This is a genomic window from Lysinibacillus zambalensis, assembly GCF_040183165.1.
Classification (GTDB): domain Bacteria; phylum Bacillota; class Bacilli; order Bacillales_A; family Planococcaceae; genus Lysinibacillus; species Lysinibacillus zambalensis.
The window spans coordinates 41,377-58,983 of the sequence record NZ_JBEGDG010000007.1; the positions used below are offsets into that span (position 1 = coordinate 41,377).

A 17,607-nucleotide genomic window follows, 5' to 3' on the forward strand; every position below is an offset into this window, starting at 1 on the left:
TATTATATATTAATTTCAAGGTGCGACATTAGTGACACTGCCAATACCACACCCTAACATTATTAATATCAATTATTTTATCAGGTAATTTTACGAAGCACTATGTATTCAGGATAGTTTTGTTCTAAATATAGCTTCGTTTCATTGATATTCTTTACATCCTTCATTTCTATGGTTGTCTGTGAATCACTGTTGTATAAGAATGCAAGTGCAGGAGTTAAAATGATATTGTAGTCACCTTTTTTCTCGATCCTAATCATATCTTGTCCTTTAAATGTCTTGTTCGTAGAAGGGTAGTATTTCAGTTCTGCTTCCCTTTGGAAGAAAAGTATTTCTTCACCTTCATCATTAATTTCCATTATTTTAGTAAACTTTAAATCTAGGCACTCATTAAGTATTTTATTACCTTTAACATTGGTTAAAGAAAGTCCGTCAGGAGCTATCAATTCATCGAATCGAGTCAATAATTCCTCAGGTGTTTGATCATAAATGTCTATTTCTGCCTCAATTTTTGCTAATCTCATGCTCATATTCCCCCTTTTGAAAAGTATTTACTATACGTTTAGTGACACTTACCATTGCTATAATGCAATTTTACCAATCATCCAAAATTATGTCAATACTCAAATGCAAACATTCGTTCTCGTTTTTGTTCGATACTTCTTAATAATATTTAATTGATATGTAAGTCTTTATTTAAATATTATTAGCAAATATTAAACACATTTTATTTATTTTTTTATTTTATGTATAAAGGAAACCGAATGTCTTGCATTCAGTCCTTTTTAATTCTTAGAAGTTCAATTTTAAATGACCATACTCTTCTTCCATGAAATCAATATCAATAATTTCTTTAAATCTCATGAATGACGGATATTTTTTACCTTTGATTTCCATACCGTATAAATCAAATTTTTCAGCTACTTTAGTTACAATTTCTTTTGTAAGTATTCTGTCAGTACCCATAAACTCATTAGCATAATACATCACGCCAGAGTTACCAATTGTAGTTGTAGTTATCTGTACATCATCAAATGCATCCTTTATTACCTTTATAATAATACTTTGTAACACAGGAACAGTGATACGTACACCATTGACGCCAACTCTGTTTTTTCTAAAGACATACTCTCCATCAGCAATTCTATTTACTTTCCCTTTTTCACTTTTATACTCCTGTGTATTAAAAGTTTCAATCAACATATCATATAATTCTTTTGAAATTTCTAATTGTCTATTGGTTAAATTAACTTCATCACTCAATAAAGAGGCATAATATCTTCCTTCTTTTTCTGATAAATCTTCTCTTCGTAAGTTTATAATCTCTGAAAATTTATTCCCGTTGATCCCCTCAAACAAAGCTAAGACCAAGGCTTTATCTCTTACATTGTTGATGTTCTCAAAGCACTTAAATAAATCATTTCTTGTATAATACTTAATTCCTTCTCTATACAAGTATTTAGACACAAATTCTGTATTAATTGTATCAATGATTGGATTGAGTGAACTTTCTCCATAACCGTTATCTTTTGCCCATGTAATATAATTTTTAATTGTATTGAAGAAGTTTACAGCAGATCGTTCTGTTTTTCTCTGCACCCAATAAAATAATTCTTCTAACATGCCAAAATCCATGTCATACAAATCCTTACCTTTTTGAGCTTCAAATGGTTCGGTTCTTTTAAAATATAATCTATATTGATTTTTAGTTTCTTCAGCATGTTCAGATGCTTTTAAAAAGGCTTCCTTATATTCGGCATTATACATTTATTAATCCTCCTATATCTATACCAGACTTTCGAAATATTTAACTATACTGTTTCTGTCTTTCTTAGATAGCTTACCTATATTCTTATTTAACAATTTATATTCATTCCAACGATCATTATCAATATGGAATTCATTAATATCAATAATTTTTTCTAATTCATCATACTTCATTTCTTTTTCATTCATCTTCTTCATTAATGCTAAATGACCTTCAAAAATATCGGCGTCAAAAAGAACTTTATATTCGTCATTTTCATGCTTTCCAAAAATACCGAATAAATAGACTAAATATTCATTTATTTCCTCGGCAATTTTTCTAGCTTCTAATCTAGTATTGATTTTAAATACGCTGCTTATTGCATTATATAAAGTGTTATAAGGGATAAATTCATTACCTTTTAAAGCATGTTTTGTATCGGTACTTGTTGTAACTCTATCTTTAAGTTCACCTTTGGATTTAAGAACATTAATTACTTCACTAGCATAATTCTCTTCTTTTAATTCATTTGCTCGACCTTTTGTTAGAGGAGTGTGTTTATTTAAATCTAATTGATATCTCTTAATTTCCTCATCGGATTTGTTGGATATAATAATAGGGAAAGACCCTTGAATTTCTTTATCTCTAATATAAGCACTATAAGTTCCTAAAGTTCTATGCATTCCATCAACAATATCTAGAATTGTTCCTTCTGTAATTGTTAATGTATTCTTATCTTTATCGAAAACTAACTCAGATTCTTCTTCTGAACTAAATTGTTTAGCATTTAATATAACTGTAGAAGGTCTTAATTTATTTTTTAATGTTAAATTTCTAATTTCATTAACTTTCTTTTGTATAACTATAGGTTCTTCTGTTACTTTCCCATATCTTAAAACTTTCTTCATTCCTCGCTGTACGTTAGGGTTATAATTTAACTTTCCGTACTTATATAATCTTCCTAATTCTTGTTTTGTTAAGGATGTTGAATAATATCCATCACCCAAATCCACAACGTTATGTCTCATTATTGGAAAATCTATTTCATCCATTGATTGAACATCTACAAATTGATAACTTTCATATTCTTTTCTCTCACGTTCTGTAAACCAATCATTCATCCATTCGTTTTGATCAATACCTAACTTTATAACAAGTTGTTGACCAAACAGCGCTAGTTCTTCCCCAGTTAACTTCCCCACATTATTCGAGTTGTTAAATAGTGAGTAAATACTAGTCTTTTTAATTCCGTGTTTACCATTTAGATGTTCTACTACAAGTTCTACTTCTTCTTTCTTAACTGTTGAAGCAAATAGTTGTATCAAACTTTTAATTTCTGTTTCTAATTGCTCTCTTGTTTTATTAATTTGCATATACTAACGCCCCTTTCGCACTAGAGTTATTTTACCACTTTTTCTCTGTCTTGTCATAGATAATCACCCTCTGATGATTTATTTTTTATCTTGTTATTTAGTAATAAAAGCATCTCTGGACGCATTTCTTCTAAGCACTCTAATAATAATTCATGAGAAACTGTTTTATACAACTTTTCAGAAGTGTTCATTTTTGCAGATATAATACCTGTAACATTTAGATCAGTAAGTCTTAAATACCTCATAGTAGTATTAACATTACTGTGCCTTGCTTTTTTCATTGCTGAGTCTATACAATTCCCATTATTTAAGTAACACATAGTAACCGCAAGTTTCTTGAATGAGTGAAAGCTGTAGTCTATTCCTGTTTTATTTAATATCCTATTCCCTCTTTTCATCATCCCGTCTAACTGTTTGTAGGTTAAAGTAAATAATTTCTTCTCATTGCCAATTGTCTTAAGTTGTAAGAGTTCATTATATAATTCCTTACTTATTTTATCAATCCATTCTTTATTCCCTTTGCCTTTATTGTAGCCGTTAGATTTAAGAATGACACCATCTTCAACTTCTATAAAATTTGACCATTCTGCTGACAACAATTCCTTTGCCCTCATGCCTGTTTCGGTAGCTAAGTTAATTATTAAAGACTTTTCCAATCCTTGACTTTCTCTTCCAAAGTATTCAGCATACTTCATTGCTAAATCAAAAGGTATCATTTCTATTTCTTCACCAGTTGTTGGTAATGATTCTAAAATGGTTAAGTCATCTAAATCATATTTAATCACTTTTCTACCTCTTAAATATTCTATTAATGACTTAATTGCAGATTGTCTATTATTAATTGTTTGATTTGAATATTTTCTTGTACCATCTTCTTTTTCACGATAAAACATGTCGTCAAAGTATTCAAATAAGACATCCGAGTTCAGTTTATTCTCAATATCGTTTACTGTAATATACTTATATTCACTTTTAAATAGTTTATCTTTAAATATCATATTTAATGCAGATCGATAAGTTTTTTCTGTATTTATTGATCTTCTTCCTTTAAACTTTAAAAATTCTTCAATATTTTCACATATATAATCATCGATATATGACGTTTCAAAATTTGCCATAACCACTTTTCGCAACCCCTTTGTGATCTTCTTATTAAGAATAGTATATCCATTATTTTGTATATTGTAAAGTGATTTTATGTATTTTATTAATTATTTTGTTTGAGAGCCGACTACATTTGATCGACTCTCAATGTTTTATAATATGTTCCTTTTATTTTATTTTAAACAATAAGTCAAATTATCTTTATAATTCGCTAACCTTAGTAAACTGTTCGAACATTTCTTTCCGTTTTTCATTTTTTAAACCATAACCATAAACATCAGAAAACTGTGTATTCCAAGAAGCATTGTCTGGACTTAATATTGTTACGTCAAATCCTAAGTAATTATTAAGGTCATTTCGGTTTATAGTAGCATGATACACTTTACCCTCAAATGCTAATGTAACTTCAATATTATCAACATCTTTGAAGTCTCTGAAAATTCTTGTAGGTTCAAATACTATCCATTTTTCAATTTTATCGAATGTACCAAAATAAGAAAGATATTGATCTTTAGTAACAGGTGTATCTTGATTCTCTTCTAGGAATTCTTCGTAAGAATTATAGAAATGAATAAATAATGTTTTCAACTCATCAGCAAACACATTGCTTTTAATAAATGTCCTACCTGTTATAACTGATAAAAAAGATTCTAAATTTGAACGATAACTCATGATACTCCCCCTGATTCTCTGCTTTATTTATTGTTAATATTTAATTATACATTATTTCCATCTTTAAATGAAAGTTAAATATTATATAATGTTATTATTTAGCGTATTAATTGCTTCTCTAATAGACTCGATGAGATTATCATAAGAAGGTACATCTTTTTTCTCCTCTACCTTTGCATTATCACAATCATCATCAATTAATTCATATGTAATTTTGTATTTGGCTATTTTATATTTTCCTTTATCTTTATAAATTCCATGAACATTTGAACTTCTAGCACTTTCTACTGATTCAAAATCATATTTGTTATAATTGCCTCTCCAGTAAACTCCTTGTGGCTCATTCGATTCTTTATCGAGAATACGATATACCTCTAAAGGTTCTTTCAAAATACATACTCCCTTTCTTTCAGTAATACTTACCTTTTATTCAAGCTCTACAAGAACTCAATTCTTATTCAGATAACAACTCTAATGATTCTAAAATGCGCTGATTATCACACTTCAAACTTTCTATTTCCTCTTTCTTGAAAATTAAATCTGAATGTAATTTAGCAATTTCCTTTATAACACTTTGAAAAGTTTCATCATTGTTAAATCTGCTACTTTCTAAGTTTTCTAATTCTCCTGTTAACTTGGATATTAAACAGAACGCATAATCAATACTCTTTACATGTATTAAATTCTCTTCCATTGACATTTCCCTTTCACTTTATGTATTTAATATTTAGTTATTATTGAACTTATCTATATGTTCACTGTACTGACTGTTGAGATGGTCAGCTACTTGTCTCAAACTTACTATAATATTTTCCTTAGAGACGTTATATCTTATAATATCATTAGTCATTCTATTCAACTCTTCTGAAGCATTCAGCGTATTGTATGTAAATATTTCTTTTAGACTTTTATCTTGCGTCAACTCTTTTACACGCTGAATATCCTTAGCTAAATCTAATAAACTTTTTTCATTTGACAATTGTACCCTCTCCAATCTTCTTACCATAGGCTTTTTCGAAAAAATAATTGGACTTTTCATAATGGTATTTCCTTATGGTTGGGTGTTCATCCATATTGTACTTTTTACCTTTCTTCAAGTGATAAGTTAAAATCGGAGCATAAATTACAACCTTTATTAAATTTAAAATATCCTTCATAAGAAATTCTCCCATCTTTTTTTTCTTAATAGATTCCTGTTATTTATCATTGAGTACACCTATACCATTAATGCTGATCTTTTTATAAGTATCCTTTTCAAAATCGTAATCTTCTGGTGATAATTTAATGTCATGTCCCATTACAATTTCTTTAGATCCATCTTCTTTTATTATTTCTACTAGAATTTTATCAATGTTGTTCATAACATTATTATTCGTAAAATTTATTAAATCGTCTACTTTCATATTTATATTCTCCTTTTTATCTATTAATATATCTCTTTTATAAAAATTCTCAATTATAAATACTATATAATTCTTTATATTCATCCATACCTATGACTGCATAGTCGTTAACATTTAAATTATCATTTATATCAGTTTCGTGGATCTCTTCTATTAGCTCATCGTATTGAATTTCTATATCATCGCAAATTAGAATATTTTTATCTACATGATCTAAATTAATGCTGTCACATTTAATACAACATAAACCTGAATACTCTCCACCGTTTTGGTATACTCTTATTATAAATTTTCTCACAAGTACCCCTCCTATTTCTTTCAATAATACATCTGTTTTATGTAATAATTTATTTAAATTTTTAAGGTAGACCAGTTTCCATTAATCTCACCATATGTATCAAAATAGTTCACTGCAAATTCAAATAAATCATGATCATAATTTAAAGAAGCAAACAATTGTATGTAAAACTTAATTAATCTATCCTCATGAACTACCTTATCTAAAACTTTTATAACTTTCTCGTCATGTACATATTCGACGCTTCTGAGTATTAAATTAGCAGTAAATACATGGTCTGTATTATACTCAGGCTTATAGCTTCCATCACTATTAATTTTAACTTCGGATTTCATAAACATGATTAATTTATAATACCTTTGGAACACTTTGATATCGCTGTTGGTCATATATTTCTTACCTAATATCAAATCTCCATGTTCATTTTTATCCGCAGATTCATACCATTTCAAAAATCTAATTTGCATTTCAATACCTCCGTTTCTTTCATAATAGACGGCTTTTATCTAAATTATATATTCCACTCTTCAATAATTGTCTTTAACTCCCAATCCTCAATCACACACGCTACAAAAGAATAATCACTAAGTAGTCCTAATTGCCGTAACTTCTCTAGTTCCTTTAATTCGAAATCAGAAAATCTATCACCATATTCACTTGAAGCAACTTCTAGAATGAACTGCATCATTCTCATATGATTTAAGTATGTGCCTACTCCACAAATATGATAGTAGCTGTCATTGTCACGAGGGTAATCTTCTCCGTTAAATGTAAAATGCGAACATGCATCCCACTTTACATTACCTCTAGTGAAAAAGCTCTTATCAATCACTGTACATTCATTATCCCATGAATGAGGTTCATATGATTTAAATGCAAAATATCCGTCATCCATTGTAAAATCAATTTGACCTACCGCAAATCCTGCGTCAGTATTAACTAGATTCACTCGTTTAATATTCAATGTAATCCCTCCTGATCTTCTTCATAAAATGCAACTATTGTTTAACCTTCTCAATAACTCTATATTCAAATGATTCAAATACAATTCTGTATACACCTTCAACCTTATACTCTGTATAATTGATATTCTCTTCAGATAATTTATTCAACGTTCTAATCCAATAGTTAATAAGTTGAAATGACTCAAATGCTTGAGCTTTAAGAACTTCAACCTGATTTATTATAGTTTGACAATCGGTTAATGATGAAGTTTTAAAATACATTCCATTTTCAAATCTGATGATATATTCTTCTTTCAATCAACATTCACCCTCTCTAGAACTTTGTATTTGTAGACATTCCATTTAACCTACGAATCATATCAATAACTAAATTAGTCTGAGCCATAAAAATACGTTCTGTCATAGGATGATTTTGAATTATTGGCTTTATCACTTAAACTATCACGTAACTTCTCTAATTGTTGCAAACTAAATCCATTCATTTTATTAATCCTCCTTTAATTTCAATACTCTTTACAAATGCAGTCGTATTAGATAACCATCCACTATAATCCTTCTCAAAATAACCGTTCTTTTTAATAAAATTTTTATTTACAAGAAATAACTCGGCGTCTTTGTACGATTTGAAACCAAAATCTTCATTATATTGAACATTATTTGTAATGTAATTTACAATAAACATAATAAATCACCCTCCAATTATGTATTTTGTTTTATAAAATGAAATTATTATTTAATACCATACTGAAATCACATCAGAATCAAAGTCATCCTTTGTCATAACACAACTTTTTAAAATTCCTAGTGAAGTAATATCATTAGTATCACAGTAAATTGAAACTACTTCTTTACCAATCATCTCTTTTAGTTTTAAATAGCTTTCTTCAATTGGCTCTTTTGTTTTAATTAAATGCCCGTCTTCACAACTCGCTATATTAATAACATCAAAATTATTCATTCCTGCTTTTGTTGGAGGTAGTGATATTTGCTTAAATCCAAACTGATAAATAAAAATTAATGGGTTACTTGTTTTATCCATACTGTTCGCCCTTTCATGAAAGTAATTTTTTATTTAATCGAAATATGTAATTCATTCACTGCTCTCGCTGAAACTTGAAAAATTTCTCTATCTAACAACTCAAATTCTGAAAATCTTGTCTTATAACCTTTAAATAAAGGCTTATAGTTATGGGTAATAACGACATATTGCTTCTTTGGTATATTTTCTAAAAAATCTTTGATAAGCATATTTTTCACCTACTTTCATAAAAGCGTTCTATTATTAATCTTCTCTAATCACTTTAACTTTACTATCAAATTCTTCTAGCATTATTTCTACCGTCTTTTTATTACCATCAAATCTATCCAAATCCACATTATTTACACGTAATTTAACTTTCCCAAAATATAAACTTAAATCGTCAACATAGCATTCAATACCTTTATATTCCAATAGTACGCTTTCATAGTAACTTGCTTCAGATTCAATTTTATCTATTTGCTCTCGTAGAATGTTGTATTGTTTAGATAAAAAATTTAAACTCATCCTAAATTCCTCCTAATTTTATAAATTCGTTATATTATCTAAAAATTATTCCTTTTTATTTTTCTTCATCTTCTCTAATTGTTCATCTGTAAAGTTAAATGACGTACAACCAATAGAATTCCATTCATCGATGATATGATCAGGTATTGTTTCTTCAATGGTGATTTTTACAAAGTTACCGTCATACTCAGATAATAATTCATGTAAGTACTCGCCACCAACTATTCCAATTTCAGCGTCTCTCTTATTGTCCCATAAACCTAACTTATCATATGAGCCTCCTAGATAACCTTTAAACTCTTTTTTATTTATCATCAAATATCCCCTTCATTTTTCATTAATATCAACTTATTATTTAACTATTATATTTACTACCAATTTAATTCAATCAGTCCATTATGATAATCATTCAATAAACCTAGAAATACTGCACACATGAATGCCGATAACACCATTCTAATAAATCCTCTTCTTCGTTTCTTTTTCTTAGGAGGATACCCCTCTTCGTCCATAGCTCCCATTATGTAAAGAAAGTGAAATACTGTGGAGAACATGCAAGCACCAAATAAAAATATAAGAACCGTTACCATTCTCTTTTCTCCTTTTATTTAATTATTTTAATTACTAAACATACATACCTTTTATATATCCTTCAATAACACCGTCATTTTGTAGTTTGTTTAAAATATCATCTACTTTATCAAACACCATTCTTGCATACTTGTGGTTCGTGTCATTCATCAGTATGCGTTGGTAATCATACGGCTGAAGAAAATCTTCGTCTAATACATCAATGTTTTTAATCTCTAGCGACTTCTTTTCAATACTAATATTAAATGAAATTTCATCAATCAACATTTTACAGAAATATAAAGTAGGTTCATGATGATTGCTAAACCCATACTCATTTAAACTTTCAACTGTCTGTTTAGATGTTAAATTGATTCGATTAGTAAACCCTTTGGATGTTAATTCTTCTTTTGTTGGCGGTTGAATTCTATACTGCTCACTATTACTTTCTCCAAATGAAAATATGTTGAGCTTACTTTCTATGTATTTTCTACGTTCGTCTGACATATTGAATTCAGTATTACTTTTATCCGTTCTTACCGAAATAATTTCATTACCTTTTACAGTGATCTCTTGTGTTCCATAATTGAATATATGATTATTCTTAATAATTTTACCTTTAGTAAAGTTGTTTGACAGTAACACATTTCGAGTTAATTTAAGAATAGCTTCTTCTTTACTTGTCGAGAAATTATTCTTAAATTTAAATCTGTACTGATTATAAATATCATCTGATAAGTACAATGGGTATTTAAGTAAGTTATTTTCAACCATTGTCCAGTATTCATTCGTTTCTTCTATAGATGCTTTACGAATTACACTCTTAGTTGCTTCTTTTTGACCGTCATAATAACCTAAGAAGTTTGCGTATTGCTCTTTACCTTGGCTATCAACAACTATAATATCGCCTTTCTCTAACCCATCTATATCTGTATTGAAGAAGTATTTCTTTTTATTTTTACGGTGGTTGCTAATTAGATTAAAATTTACTTTTGCTATTTTCATTTTTTCTATCTCCCTTTTATAAAATCGAATTATTATTCAATTACCATGCTTTGTAAACTGTTGTTTTATTATTTATAAAATCGATTACCTTATAAGAATCTATTCCTAATTCACGTAATTTCATAACTATATCAAGACACTCTTTTTGCTCTCTTAGACTTACCTCTCTTATATCATCTTCAATAATTACCTCCTCTGATTTGAAGATATTCACATTTACTAAATTGGGATATTTACTAATCCATGATTTACGTATTTCTAAAGCTTCTTCTATTGTATCTACTTCATGGAATCCATCTAATAAGTTTGGTATCGAGAAGTCACTTTTTGATTTAATTTGTGAAAGTTTAACTATATACATATTTATGTAACCTCCTTTTTAAGTAAAATACGAATATTATCTAATACCTAAAAGACTTCTCATTTCTTTTTGCATCTGTTTCTTACCTTCTAAATAACCTTCGTTTCTCTCATAGCTAATTTTATGACCGATATTTAACACAAACTCCATAGCTCCAAATTTATCAATAACTGTACTGTATAAGAACTCATACAAATTTGGATGATCGTCTTCCGCAAGTAGTTTTTCAATATTAGTAATTACACTTTCATCAGTTATATTGTATTCATCGCCGAATCTAGATTTAAACAGATATAGTTTTTTAGCGTTTATACGACCCCCTTTCCTTATACTTAGCTCAGGACAAGATGTTTTAAAATATGTACCACTTGTATCATCTTCTATTCCAATCCACTTTTCCATTTAGATACCTCCTAATATTTAGTAATGTTTGATTTCTTAACCTAAGTATAATTAATAAAATACATAAAATCAAGTATAAATTATGTATTTCTTTATTTAATTTTATAAAAGGGAAATATTATATAGATGTTAGATAAGACAGATTTATCCTCATTGGGAATATTTTCATAGAATATCATATTTTATTTGGTATACTAAACATTGTAACTATTTTCTAGGGGGAATAAGGTAAATGGATAGTAAGTTTTGAGCTATTTTCTTTTTGATCATCTTCTTTCCGATAGGTTTATTTTTAATGTGGAAGTATGGACACTTTACTAAACAAGTACGTGTTCTCGTAACACTATTTTTCGTAATTATAGTTTTACTTGCATCTTGTTTTAGTGATACAAACAGTGCTCAAAAGGAAGAGTTGCTTAAAAAAGAACAACAACTAAAAGATAAAGAAAAACATTTAATTAAGCTTGAGAAAGAATTAAATAAAAGAGAAAAAGATATGGATAAGAAATTAGAGGAATGTAAAATAGACCTCGATAAACAAAATAAAAAATTAGAAGAACAAGAAAATGAACGGGAAAAAGAAGAAGAGATAAAGAAACAGGAAGAATTACGTCAGGAAGAGGAACAGAAAAAAATCAAAGAACAAGCGAAACTAGAAGAAAAGAAACAACAAGAGGAAATAAGAAAACAGAAAGAGCAGAAAAAACTTGAGGAACAAAAAAAGCAAGAAGAAGCACACAAACAAGAGGCTACTCAGCAAACAACTACTACAACATCAGCTCCTCAACAAAGTGTAAATTTCAGAAATTGTAAAGAAGCTAAAGCCTCAGGTTATTCAAACATTAGAAGAGGAGAACCTGGTTACTCATCTAGGCTCGATAGAGATGGTGACGGAATAGCTTGTGATAGATAACTACAAAAGAAAGTCACTCACTATTTTATGTGGGTGACTTTTAAAATACCTTATATTACAATTTCAACTTTTCATTAATATGATTATTTATAAGTTGTTCAACCTTTGTTTTTAGTGCTTGATTAGCATACCTTAACTCTACATCGTTTCCTGCCGTAGCAATCTGCGCATCACTAAAGTGCTCATCTATTTTAGTCCACTTAACCATTCGTATTTGTTGCTGTGCAAGCTGTCTTTTCAAATCAAAACATTCATTGCGAAAATCCTTTAATAAAGAATCCATTAATGGCAGAAATACATTCTTCAACTTAAATTGTTCTGTCTTTAGATAATCAACCTGCAACGATTTAACAGCTAAGTCTAACAATAAAAATTTGTGTACAAGCTGTCGTTGTTCTGGATTAATCATCTATATTCACCATTGACGCTTTTTGAATCTGATTAAATGTAATTCGTTTGATTGAAATATCTATATCCAAGAGTAAATCCTTATTAAATGAATCGATAGCAGTAATCATTCCTACAACATCATATAATTTATTGTCCCTCCACAAAGTTATTTTGACTTCTTCATGCAGTTTATAAGCTCTCTGCACTATTTGTTCAATCTCTTCCATTTCCCATTCAGTCAATTCACGTTTTTTATCATGAAATTGTTCCTGTTTCCATTCCTTGATTTTCACCAAATGCTCTGGCAGCATCAAAGATGTCCATTTTTGACTTCCTCTGTCTTTTAACATAGTCTCTCTCCTTACATAAAATAAGAACGTTTGTTTTTATATATTATAGAACTAATGTTCTAATTTATGCAATAAAAAGATCAAATATGTTCAATGAAAGATAACTATTATCTAACTTATTTTCGATTTTAAATAATCATCTTTTGTAATTTCATAAAGTTTATCATCATAATACCTTCCATCTGTAAGTATTACTTCATTCTTTCTGTACCCTACAATCCTTCCATTGTATTTCTTTATGTATTTGTCGTACATCTTCTCAGCTCTATTACCTTTAATCACTTTAAAATTAATTTTATTGAAGTTATATTTATCAAATAAGTCAGTTAAGAACTTTCTAAAGTCTTTGGAAAAAGTGTAATTTATATCGTGAAAATTAATTGCATAGATATCTGTTACATTTCTTGTCTCTCTATCTATGTATGCACCAAATAGTCCTATAACTTCATTATTCTTCACACTTACTAACTGTAGATGATTCCAAGTATCTCTAGGAATATCTGTATCAAATCTATAATACGATGAAAAGAAGTAGTATTTATACTTGTCATCCATCATTGCTTTTCTCATCAATACTGATAATTTATGTTCATATACCACTGCAAATTCTAGTGACATGTATTCACCTCCCTTTACTCCTTTTCACAAACTATATCTTCATATGCTTCTGGATTTGTCACTATTGAATATCCTGTAAAGAACACTCCACCTATAAATGATAAAATTGAGACTAACATAAACATACTCATTAACCCTATTCCAATCCATATCTTCATCGATTTACTCATTATGTATTTTCATCCTTTTATTGTTTTTATGAATAAGACTTACTACAACTTAGTGATGCAGTAAGCCTTTAGTTTTTACACTATTGATTATCTAACATTGCTTGCAACTCTTCGATAGTTTTGTCTTGTAAATCTTGATTTTGTTTTGCTTCAATGATTTCAAGTATTTTTTCACGTTGTTCTCGTTGAGCTTTTTCTTGTGTTTTTTTGTTTGCCTCTCGAACTTTTACTTCTACAATATATTTGATAATAGCAATCTTATTTTCTAGTTCTTCATCAGCAGATGATTTTGTTTGTAATAAACTTTCCTCCGATACTTGTTTTAATTCTGTATTTAATGATTTAAAAATCGAGTCTAAGTTTTGTACAGATAAATCCCAAAGGTCTTCTACTGTAATAATTCCTTTAAATTGGAATCGGTATTTTCCTTTTACTGCTTTCTCGAATAAGTTTACGTTTGTCATAAATAATTTCCCCTTTTCTAATTAGAATTTAATTTTTAATACTCGTTCAGTTTGTCCTGTTACTTTTACTAATACTTCATTTCGTTTAGTTGAAGAGAATCCTAAACCTGATAACTGATCTTCTACTTCTTTAACTGCTAACTTACTGCCTAATGCTTCAAATACACGTTTATGCTTCATTAAATCCTCTTGTAAGAATTCATTATAGAAACCGTTCGGTAATTCTGGGTTAACACAATCCTTTAACATGAAGAAGTAATGTTTGTGACCAATCCCTTCTTGGTCATCCCAGTAGTTAGGTGAATACATTGAAACCGCAACAGGTATAAATTGATTTGTTTGAACTCCCCATACTTCTTTGGATGAAACATTTGAAGGTAACTTCTCAACAATTGTAAATCCATTTTTACTATCATATTTGACTTCTGCAACTGTAACTTCTTCTCCTTCTCGTAGTTCTTTTGGGTAATCAAATGAGAATATTTGCCCATCGTACTCAATTTCTGCTCTAAATCCACTTCGTCCTCCATTATGAGAAAAGTTATGAACGTAGAATTTATAAACCCCTTCCTCCATTCGGTTAATATCTGACCAAGTAATATTTTCAACCGCATCTTGATTTTCTTTAGGGAATCGAATATCTACATCCAATGCCCCTGTTGTTGAATAATTATTAGAGTTACCGTAATAAATGTGACTTCCTCGTGGTTCGATACAGTGAGCATCCAAATCATTCTTATCTTTTTCTACATCATTCCATTGAATTGAAAATCGTAGTACACCATCAACTTTACCACCTGCTGATTTAACATTTTCTTTCATTGTACTATCTGTAATGTTTCCTGTATAAGCCCATCCAAATGGATTATTCCACTTAAACATCGTTTCAGCATTTTTATTTTCAGGAGCAATTAATGATACAAAATTTTTCGAATGTTTATTCTCTACAAATGCCTCTAACGAAGTGGTTGTTGGTAATACATTCTTCACAAAATCCTCAATAGAGATTTCTTCTACTTTAGAGAACTTTTTAGGATTCTCTGGAATTGATGCTGATAATTGAGCAAATACATCATTAGCATCAACAATTCGATTTGCTGCGTCTTTATTTGAGAACAGAATATTATTCACTGTAATATCATCTAGTGTTGCAAATCTACGTTGTAATGAATTTTGATAACCAAGATCACTAACAGTCTTTTGAGCTTCTTCTAACATCTTCTTAGTGAAAATTGCTTTTGGACGTTTGTAATTTGATGGAGCAACAATCTTCTCATATTTAGTAACTGCTGAATCTAAGTCTTCGTTGTTTGAAATATCAACTAGCAATGTACCGATTGAGTGATTTCGAATTCTAGTTAAAGCTCCACCATTCTTAACTGATTCTTCCCATGTATACAAATCTTTTTCTTGCTCAGTAGATAACTTCATGTATGCTTTCTTATGATTTAAGAAACTGTTCAATACACTTTCCCACTCTTCACCTTTATAAAGTGACTTCTGTCGAATCAATTCGAGCACAGTTAACAAACTTTCTTCTGTGATTTCATCTAAAGATCGTTTAAATACATCTTTCGATGATTTGTAATCACCACGAATTTCTGCATCTGAACTACTTGTTGTATTGATAAACTTTTTAGGGAGTTCTAAATATAAATGCTCCCATGTAATTATTGTTCCATCCTCTTCTTGCGCTCGATTCTTATCTAATCCCATGTGTTTTTCTTTAGTTGAAAATACTCCAGATATTGCTTTTTCTTTTACAAAACTACTTAGAGTATTGACTACTTGTTGAAACTTGTCATCCCCTGTTGTTACATCCCAAATTGTTTGAACCTCACCATTTTTGATTGAAACTACGTTACCGATACGTTTAATAAATTGACGACAAGCATTGCAGTCATATTCTCTACGCTCTTTGTAGAATTCATTTGTTCCTACTGGAAAACTATCTAAGTAAAGCTCCCAAAGTTCGTCTTTATTCAAATTAACCTCAAATAAATGATCCACACCACTTACCATACTTTTGAATTTTTCATTTAATAACGCCTTTAGTTGTTTCACTTCCATCATTCATTCTCCTCTGTTTTATGTATTTTATTAACTTACAAGTTAATCATAAACCATATTATTCTAAATTTCAATACTTATTTTATGTATTTTGTTATTTTATTTTTATGTCCACAAACACCTTTAGATAATATTCTCATTTTATACAACTACAACTCATTAGATACCACATTGAAACCTAACGCTTCAGCTTCTTCACGAATAAAACCTTCATCTAAATGCATACACCAAACTTTATGACGATACTCAGGTTTAATTAATTCACTTAATTTACGTAAGGATAGATGCACATTACCTTTATAATCAGCTATACAAGTATCAATATATGCTATATCTGTACTAATGTAGCTACTACTTTCAATATAGGTAATTACGTCTTCTTTTAACTCACTAATGTCTCCTGAGTAGAATACTGATGTTTTATTATTAAAAACTAAGTCAATGGAATAAGATATTAATTCTTTGACATGGTTGCTTTTATTAAAAGTAACATCGACAGACATAGATTCAATTTCAGTATAATTATTCTTTAAATCATGAGCTGTAAAATGAAACCCTTCAACACATCCATTATGTTTCAATATTTTACAAACTTTAGTGTCTTTAGGTGAATAAACTGTTATCTTATTTTTAGCAAAATCTCCATGAGAGTAATATGTATATAGAATTAAATCAGCAAGACTTCCTACATGGTCTGCATGAGTATGAGTTATTAAAACATGAATATGTTCAATATCTTGTAACAGGTTATTTTCTTTAATTCGTTGAAAAATATTACTGCCACAATCAATAAGCAGCATTTGATTACCTTCTTTGTAGTATGCTGAATTGTTGCCTAATTTTGTATTAAACGCACTTCCTGAACCGATAAATTTTAACATCATCATCTCTCCATTTCATAAAATTTTATAGTATCTGATGCAACAGTTTAAACTCATTAATAGAAAAGTTAATTCCTGTTCTAATATATTTAAATCTGACTCCTTCCAAATGAATATTGCATGGTTTTTCAATTACGCCATAAAATATTTTATCTTCCCATTCCAATAACATTCCATTAAAACTAATGATCATACCATTTACTAATTCTACCGCACGATGTTCTTTTGTTTCATTCTTAAACTCGTAAGTTGAATTATGTAGTATTTCCATGATTATCGCACTCCTTAAATTTCATAATAGGCTC

At 29.1% G+C, this 17,607-nt stretch carries 32 protein-coding genes; 1 reads left to right on the plus strand and 31 read right to left on the minus strand.

The features are described 5' to 3' along the window. Positions 1-80: 80 nt before the first annotated feature. From ABNX05_RS11020 to ABNX05_RS11130, 23 genes are all read right to left on the minus strand, one after another. Positions 81-524 (minus strand): hypothetical protein, encoded by a 444-nt coding sequence (locus ABNX05_RS11020; RefSeq protein WP_349659780.1) that lies wholly within the window; start codon positions 522-524, stop codon positions 81-83. 268 nt (positions 525-792) lie between these two features. Beyond that, positions 793-1,767: a phage lytic cycle repressor MrpR family protein gene (locus tag ABNX05_RS11025; protein WP_349659781.1), complete on the minus strand. Its 975-nt coding sequence runs from the start codon at positions 1,765-1,767 to the stop codon at positions 793-795. Positions 1,768-1,785: 18 nt separating this feature from the next. Further along, on the minus strand, positions 1,786-3,120 hold the full coding sequence (locus ABNX05_RS11030; protein ID WP_349659782.1) for a ParB N-terminal domain-containing protein: 1,335 nt from the start codon (positions 3,118-3,120) through the stop codon (positions 1,786-1,788). Positions 3,121-3,173: 53 nt separating this feature from the next. Then, positions 3,174-4,238: a tyrosine-type recombinase/integrase gene (locus tag ABNX05_RS11035; RefSeq protein ID WP_349659978.1), complete on the minus strand. Its 1,065-nt coding sequence runs from the start codon at positions 4,236-4,238 to the stop codon at positions 3,174-3,176. Between the two features lie 187 nt (positions 4,239-4,425). Continuing rightward, positions 4,426-4,896 carry a hypothetical protein gene (locus ABNX05_RS11040; protein ID WP_349659783.1) on the minus strand — a complete coding sequence of 157 codons (471 nt, stop codon included), beginning with the start codon at positions 4,894-4,896 and terminating at the stop codon, positions 4,426-4,428. 81 nt (positions 4,897-4,977) lie between these two features. Continuing rightward, positions 4,978-5,286, minus strand: a complete 309-nt coding sequence (locus tag ABNX05_RS11045; RefSeq protein WP_349659784.1) for a hypothetical protein — start codon at positions 5,284-5,286, stop codon at positions 4,978-4,980. Positions 5,287-5,350: 64 nt separating this feature from the next. Next, a complete protein-coding gene (locus ABNX05_RS11050) occupies positions 5,351-5,590 on the minus strand; it encodes a hypothetical protein (RefSeq protein ID WP_349659785.1) in 240 nt (79 codons plus the stop codon). Positions 5,591-5,623: 33 nt separating this feature from the next. Continuing rightward, on the minus strand, positions 5,624-5,875 hold the full coding sequence (locus ABNX05_RS11055; protein ID WP_349659786.1) for a hypothetical protein: 252 nt from the start codon (positions 5,873-5,875) through the stop codon (positions 5,624-5,626). Next, positions 5,865-6,053: a hypothetical protein gene (locus ABNX05_RS11060; RefSeq protein WP_349659787.1), complete on the minus strand. Its 189-nt coding sequence runs from the start codon at positions 6,051-6,053 to the stop codon at positions 5,865-5,867. The genes ABNX05_RS11055 and ABNX05_RS11060 overlap by 11 nt, the downstream gene beginning before the upstream one ends. Positions 6,054-6,092: 39 nt before the next feature. After that, on the minus strand, positions 6,093-6,299 hold the full coding sequence (locus tag ABNX05_RS11065) for a hypothetical protein (RefSeq protein WP_349659788.1): 207 nt from the start codon (positions 6,297-6,299) through the stop codon (positions 6,093-6,095). A 49-nt stretch (positions 6,300-6,348) separates the two neighbouring features. Continuing rightward, on the minus strand, positions 6,349-6,597 hold the full coding sequence (locus ABNX05_RS11070) for a hypothetical protein (protein ID WP_349659789.1): 249 nt from the start codon (positions 6,595-6,597) through the stop codon (positions 6,349-6,351). Between the two features lie 53 nt (positions 6,598-6,650). Beyond that, entirely contained in the window at positions 6,651-7,064 is a 414-nt protein-coding gene (locus ABNX05_RS11075) for a hypothetical protein (RefSeq protein WP_349659790.1), read from the minus strand. A 44-nt stretch (positions 7,065-7,108) separates the two neighbouring features. Continuing rightward, entirely contained in the window at positions 7,109-7,561 is a 453-nt protein-coding gene (locus ABNX05_RS11080) for a hypothetical protein (protein WP_349659791.1), read from the minus strand. Positions 7,562-7,595: 34 nt separating this feature from the next. After that, positions 7,596-7,859 carry a hypothetical protein gene (locus ABNX05_RS11085; protein ID WP_349659792.1) on the minus strand — a complete coding sequence of 88 codons (264 nt, stop codon included), beginning with the start codon at positions 7,857-7,859 and terminating at the stop codon, positions 7,596-7,598. 181 nt (positions 7,860-8,040) lie between these two features. Then, positions 8,041-8,244 carry a hypothetical protein gene (locus ABNX05_RS11090; protein WP_349659793.1) on the minus strand — a complete coding sequence of 68 codons (204 nt, stop codon included), beginning with the start codon at positions 8,242-8,244 and terminating at the stop codon, positions 8,041-8,043. Between the two features lie 51 nt (positions 8,245-8,295). Continuing rightward, positions 8,296-8,601 carry a hypothetical protein gene (locus ABNX05_RS11095; protein WP_349659794.1) on the minus strand — a complete coding sequence of 102 codons (306 nt, stop codon included), beginning with the start codon at positions 8,599-8,601 and terminating at the stop codon, positions 8,296-8,298. A 29-nt stretch (positions 8,602-8,630) separates the two neighbouring features. After that, positions 8,631-8,810, minus strand: coding sequence for a hypothetical protein (locus ABNX05_RS11100; protein WP_349659795.1), 180 nt, complete (start codon positions 8,808-8,810; stop codon positions 8,631-8,633). 34 nt (positions 8,811-8,844) lie between these two features. Further along, the gene (locus ABNX05_RS11105) at positions 8,845-9,108 is read right to left on the minus strand and encodes a hypothetical protein (RefSeq protein WP_349659796.1); all 264 of its coding nucleotides are present in this window, start codon (positions 9,106-9,108) and stop codon (positions 8,845-8,847) included. 45 nt (positions 9,109-9,153) lie between these two features. Further along, complete coding sequence (locus tag ABNX05_RS11110; protein ID WP_349659797.1) at positions 9,154-9,426, minus strand: hypothetical protein; 273 nt, start codon at positions 9,424-9,426, stop codon at positions 9,154-9,156. 53 nt (positions 9,427-9,479) lie between these two features. Then, positions 9,480-9,698 carry a hypothetical protein gene (locus ABNX05_RS11115; RefSeq protein ID WP_349659798.1) on the minus strand — a complete coding sequence of 73 codons (219 nt, stop codon included), beginning with the start codon at positions 9,696-9,698 and terminating at the stop codon, positions 9,480-9,482. Positions 9,699-9,732: 34 nt separating this feature from the next. Beyond that, positions 9,733-10,683 carry a hypothetical protein gene (locus ABNX05_RS11120; RefSeq protein WP_349659799.1) on the minus strand — a complete coding sequence of 317 codons (951 nt, stop codon included), beginning with the start codon at positions 10,681-10,683 and terminating at the stop codon, positions 9,733-9,735. A gap of 40 nt (positions 10,684-10,723) precedes the next feature. Next, complete coding sequence (locus tag ABNX05_RS11125) at positions 10,724-11,044, minus strand: hypothetical protein (protein ID WP_349659800.1); 321 nt, start codon at positions 11,042-11,044, stop codon at positions 10,724-10,726. 36 nt (positions 11,045-11,080) lie between these two features. Further along, positions 11,081-11,446: a hypothetical protein gene (locus ABNX05_RS11130; protein WP_349659801.1), complete on the minus strand. Its 366-nt coding sequence runs from the start codon at positions 11,444-11,446 to the stop codon at positions 11,081-11,083. A 295-nt stretch (positions 11,447-11,741) separates the two neighbouring features. On the opposite strand from ABNX05_RS11130, the gene ABNX05_RS11135 reads away from it, so the two are divergent. Then, a complete protein-coding gene (locus ABNX05_RS11135) occupies positions 11,742-12,359 on the plus strand; it encodes an excalibur calcium-binding domain-containing protein (protein WP_349659802.1) in 618 nt (205 codons plus the stop codon). A gap of 55 nt (positions 12,360-12,414) precedes the next feature. Here the strand turns inward: ABNX05_RS11135 and ABNX05_RS11140 are convergent, their stop codons facing one another. The 8 genes from ABNX05_RS11140 to ABNX05_RS11175 all read right to left on the minus strand — a co-directional run bounded on the left by ABNX05_RS11140 (position 12,415) and on the right by ABNX05_RS11175 (position 17,573). Next, the gene (locus tag ABNX05_RS11140) at positions 12,415-12,768 is read right to left on the minus strand and encodes a YhjD family protein (protein ID WP_349659803.1); all 354 of its coding nucleotides are present in this window, start codon (positions 12,766-12,768) and stop codon (positions 12,415-12,417) included. After that, on the minus strand, positions 12,761-13,099 hold the full coding sequence (locus tag ABNX05_RS11145) for a YolD-like family protein (protein ID WP_349659804.1): 339 nt from the start codon (positions 13,097-13,099) through the stop codon (positions 12,761-12,763). The genes ABNX05_RS11140 and ABNX05_RS11145 overlap by 8 nt, the downstream gene beginning before the upstream one ends. A 111-nt stretch (positions 13,100-13,210) precedes the next feature. Continuing rightward, positions 13,211-13,717 (minus strand): GNAT family N-acetyltransferase, encoded by a 507-nt coding sequence (locus tag ABNX05_RS11150; RefSeq protein WP_349659805.1) that lies wholly within the window; start codon positions 13,715-13,717, stop codon positions 13,211-13,213. 14 nt (positions 13,718-13,731) lie between these two features. Further along, positions 13,732-13,887: a hypothetical protein gene (locus ABNX05_RS11155; RefSeq protein ID WP_349659806.1), complete on the minus strand. Its 156-nt coding sequence runs from the start codon at positions 13,885-13,887 to the stop codon at positions 13,732-13,734. Positions 13,888-13,967: 80 nt separating this feature from the next. Continuing rightward, positions 13,968-14,351, minus strand: coding sequence for a hypothetical protein (locus ABNX05_RS11160; protein WP_349659807.1), 384 nt, complete (start codon positions 14,349-14,351; stop codon positions 13,968-13,970). A gap of 21 nt (positions 14,352-14,372) precedes the next feature. Next, positions 14,373-16,424, minus strand: coding sequence for a hypothetical protein (locus tag ABNX05_RS11165; protein ID WP_349659808.1), 2,052 nt, complete (start codon positions 16,422-16,424; stop codon positions 14,373-14,375). Positions 16,425-16,570: 146 nt separating this feature from the next. Next, positions 16,571-17,308: an MBL fold metallo-hydrolase gene (locus ABNX05_RS11170; RefSeq protein WP_349659809.1), complete on the minus strand. Its 738-nt coding sequence runs from the start codon at positions 17,306-17,308 to the stop codon at positions 16,571-16,573. Between the two features lie 19 nt (positions 17,309-17,327). Next, the gene (locus ABNX05_RS11175) at positions 17,328-17,573 is read right to left on the minus strand and encodes a hypothetical protein (RefSeq protein ID WP_349659810.1); all 246 of its coding nucleotides are present in this window, start codon (positions 17,571-17,573) and stop codon (positions 17,328-17,330) included. Positions 17,574-17,607 lie beyond the last annotated feature (34 nt).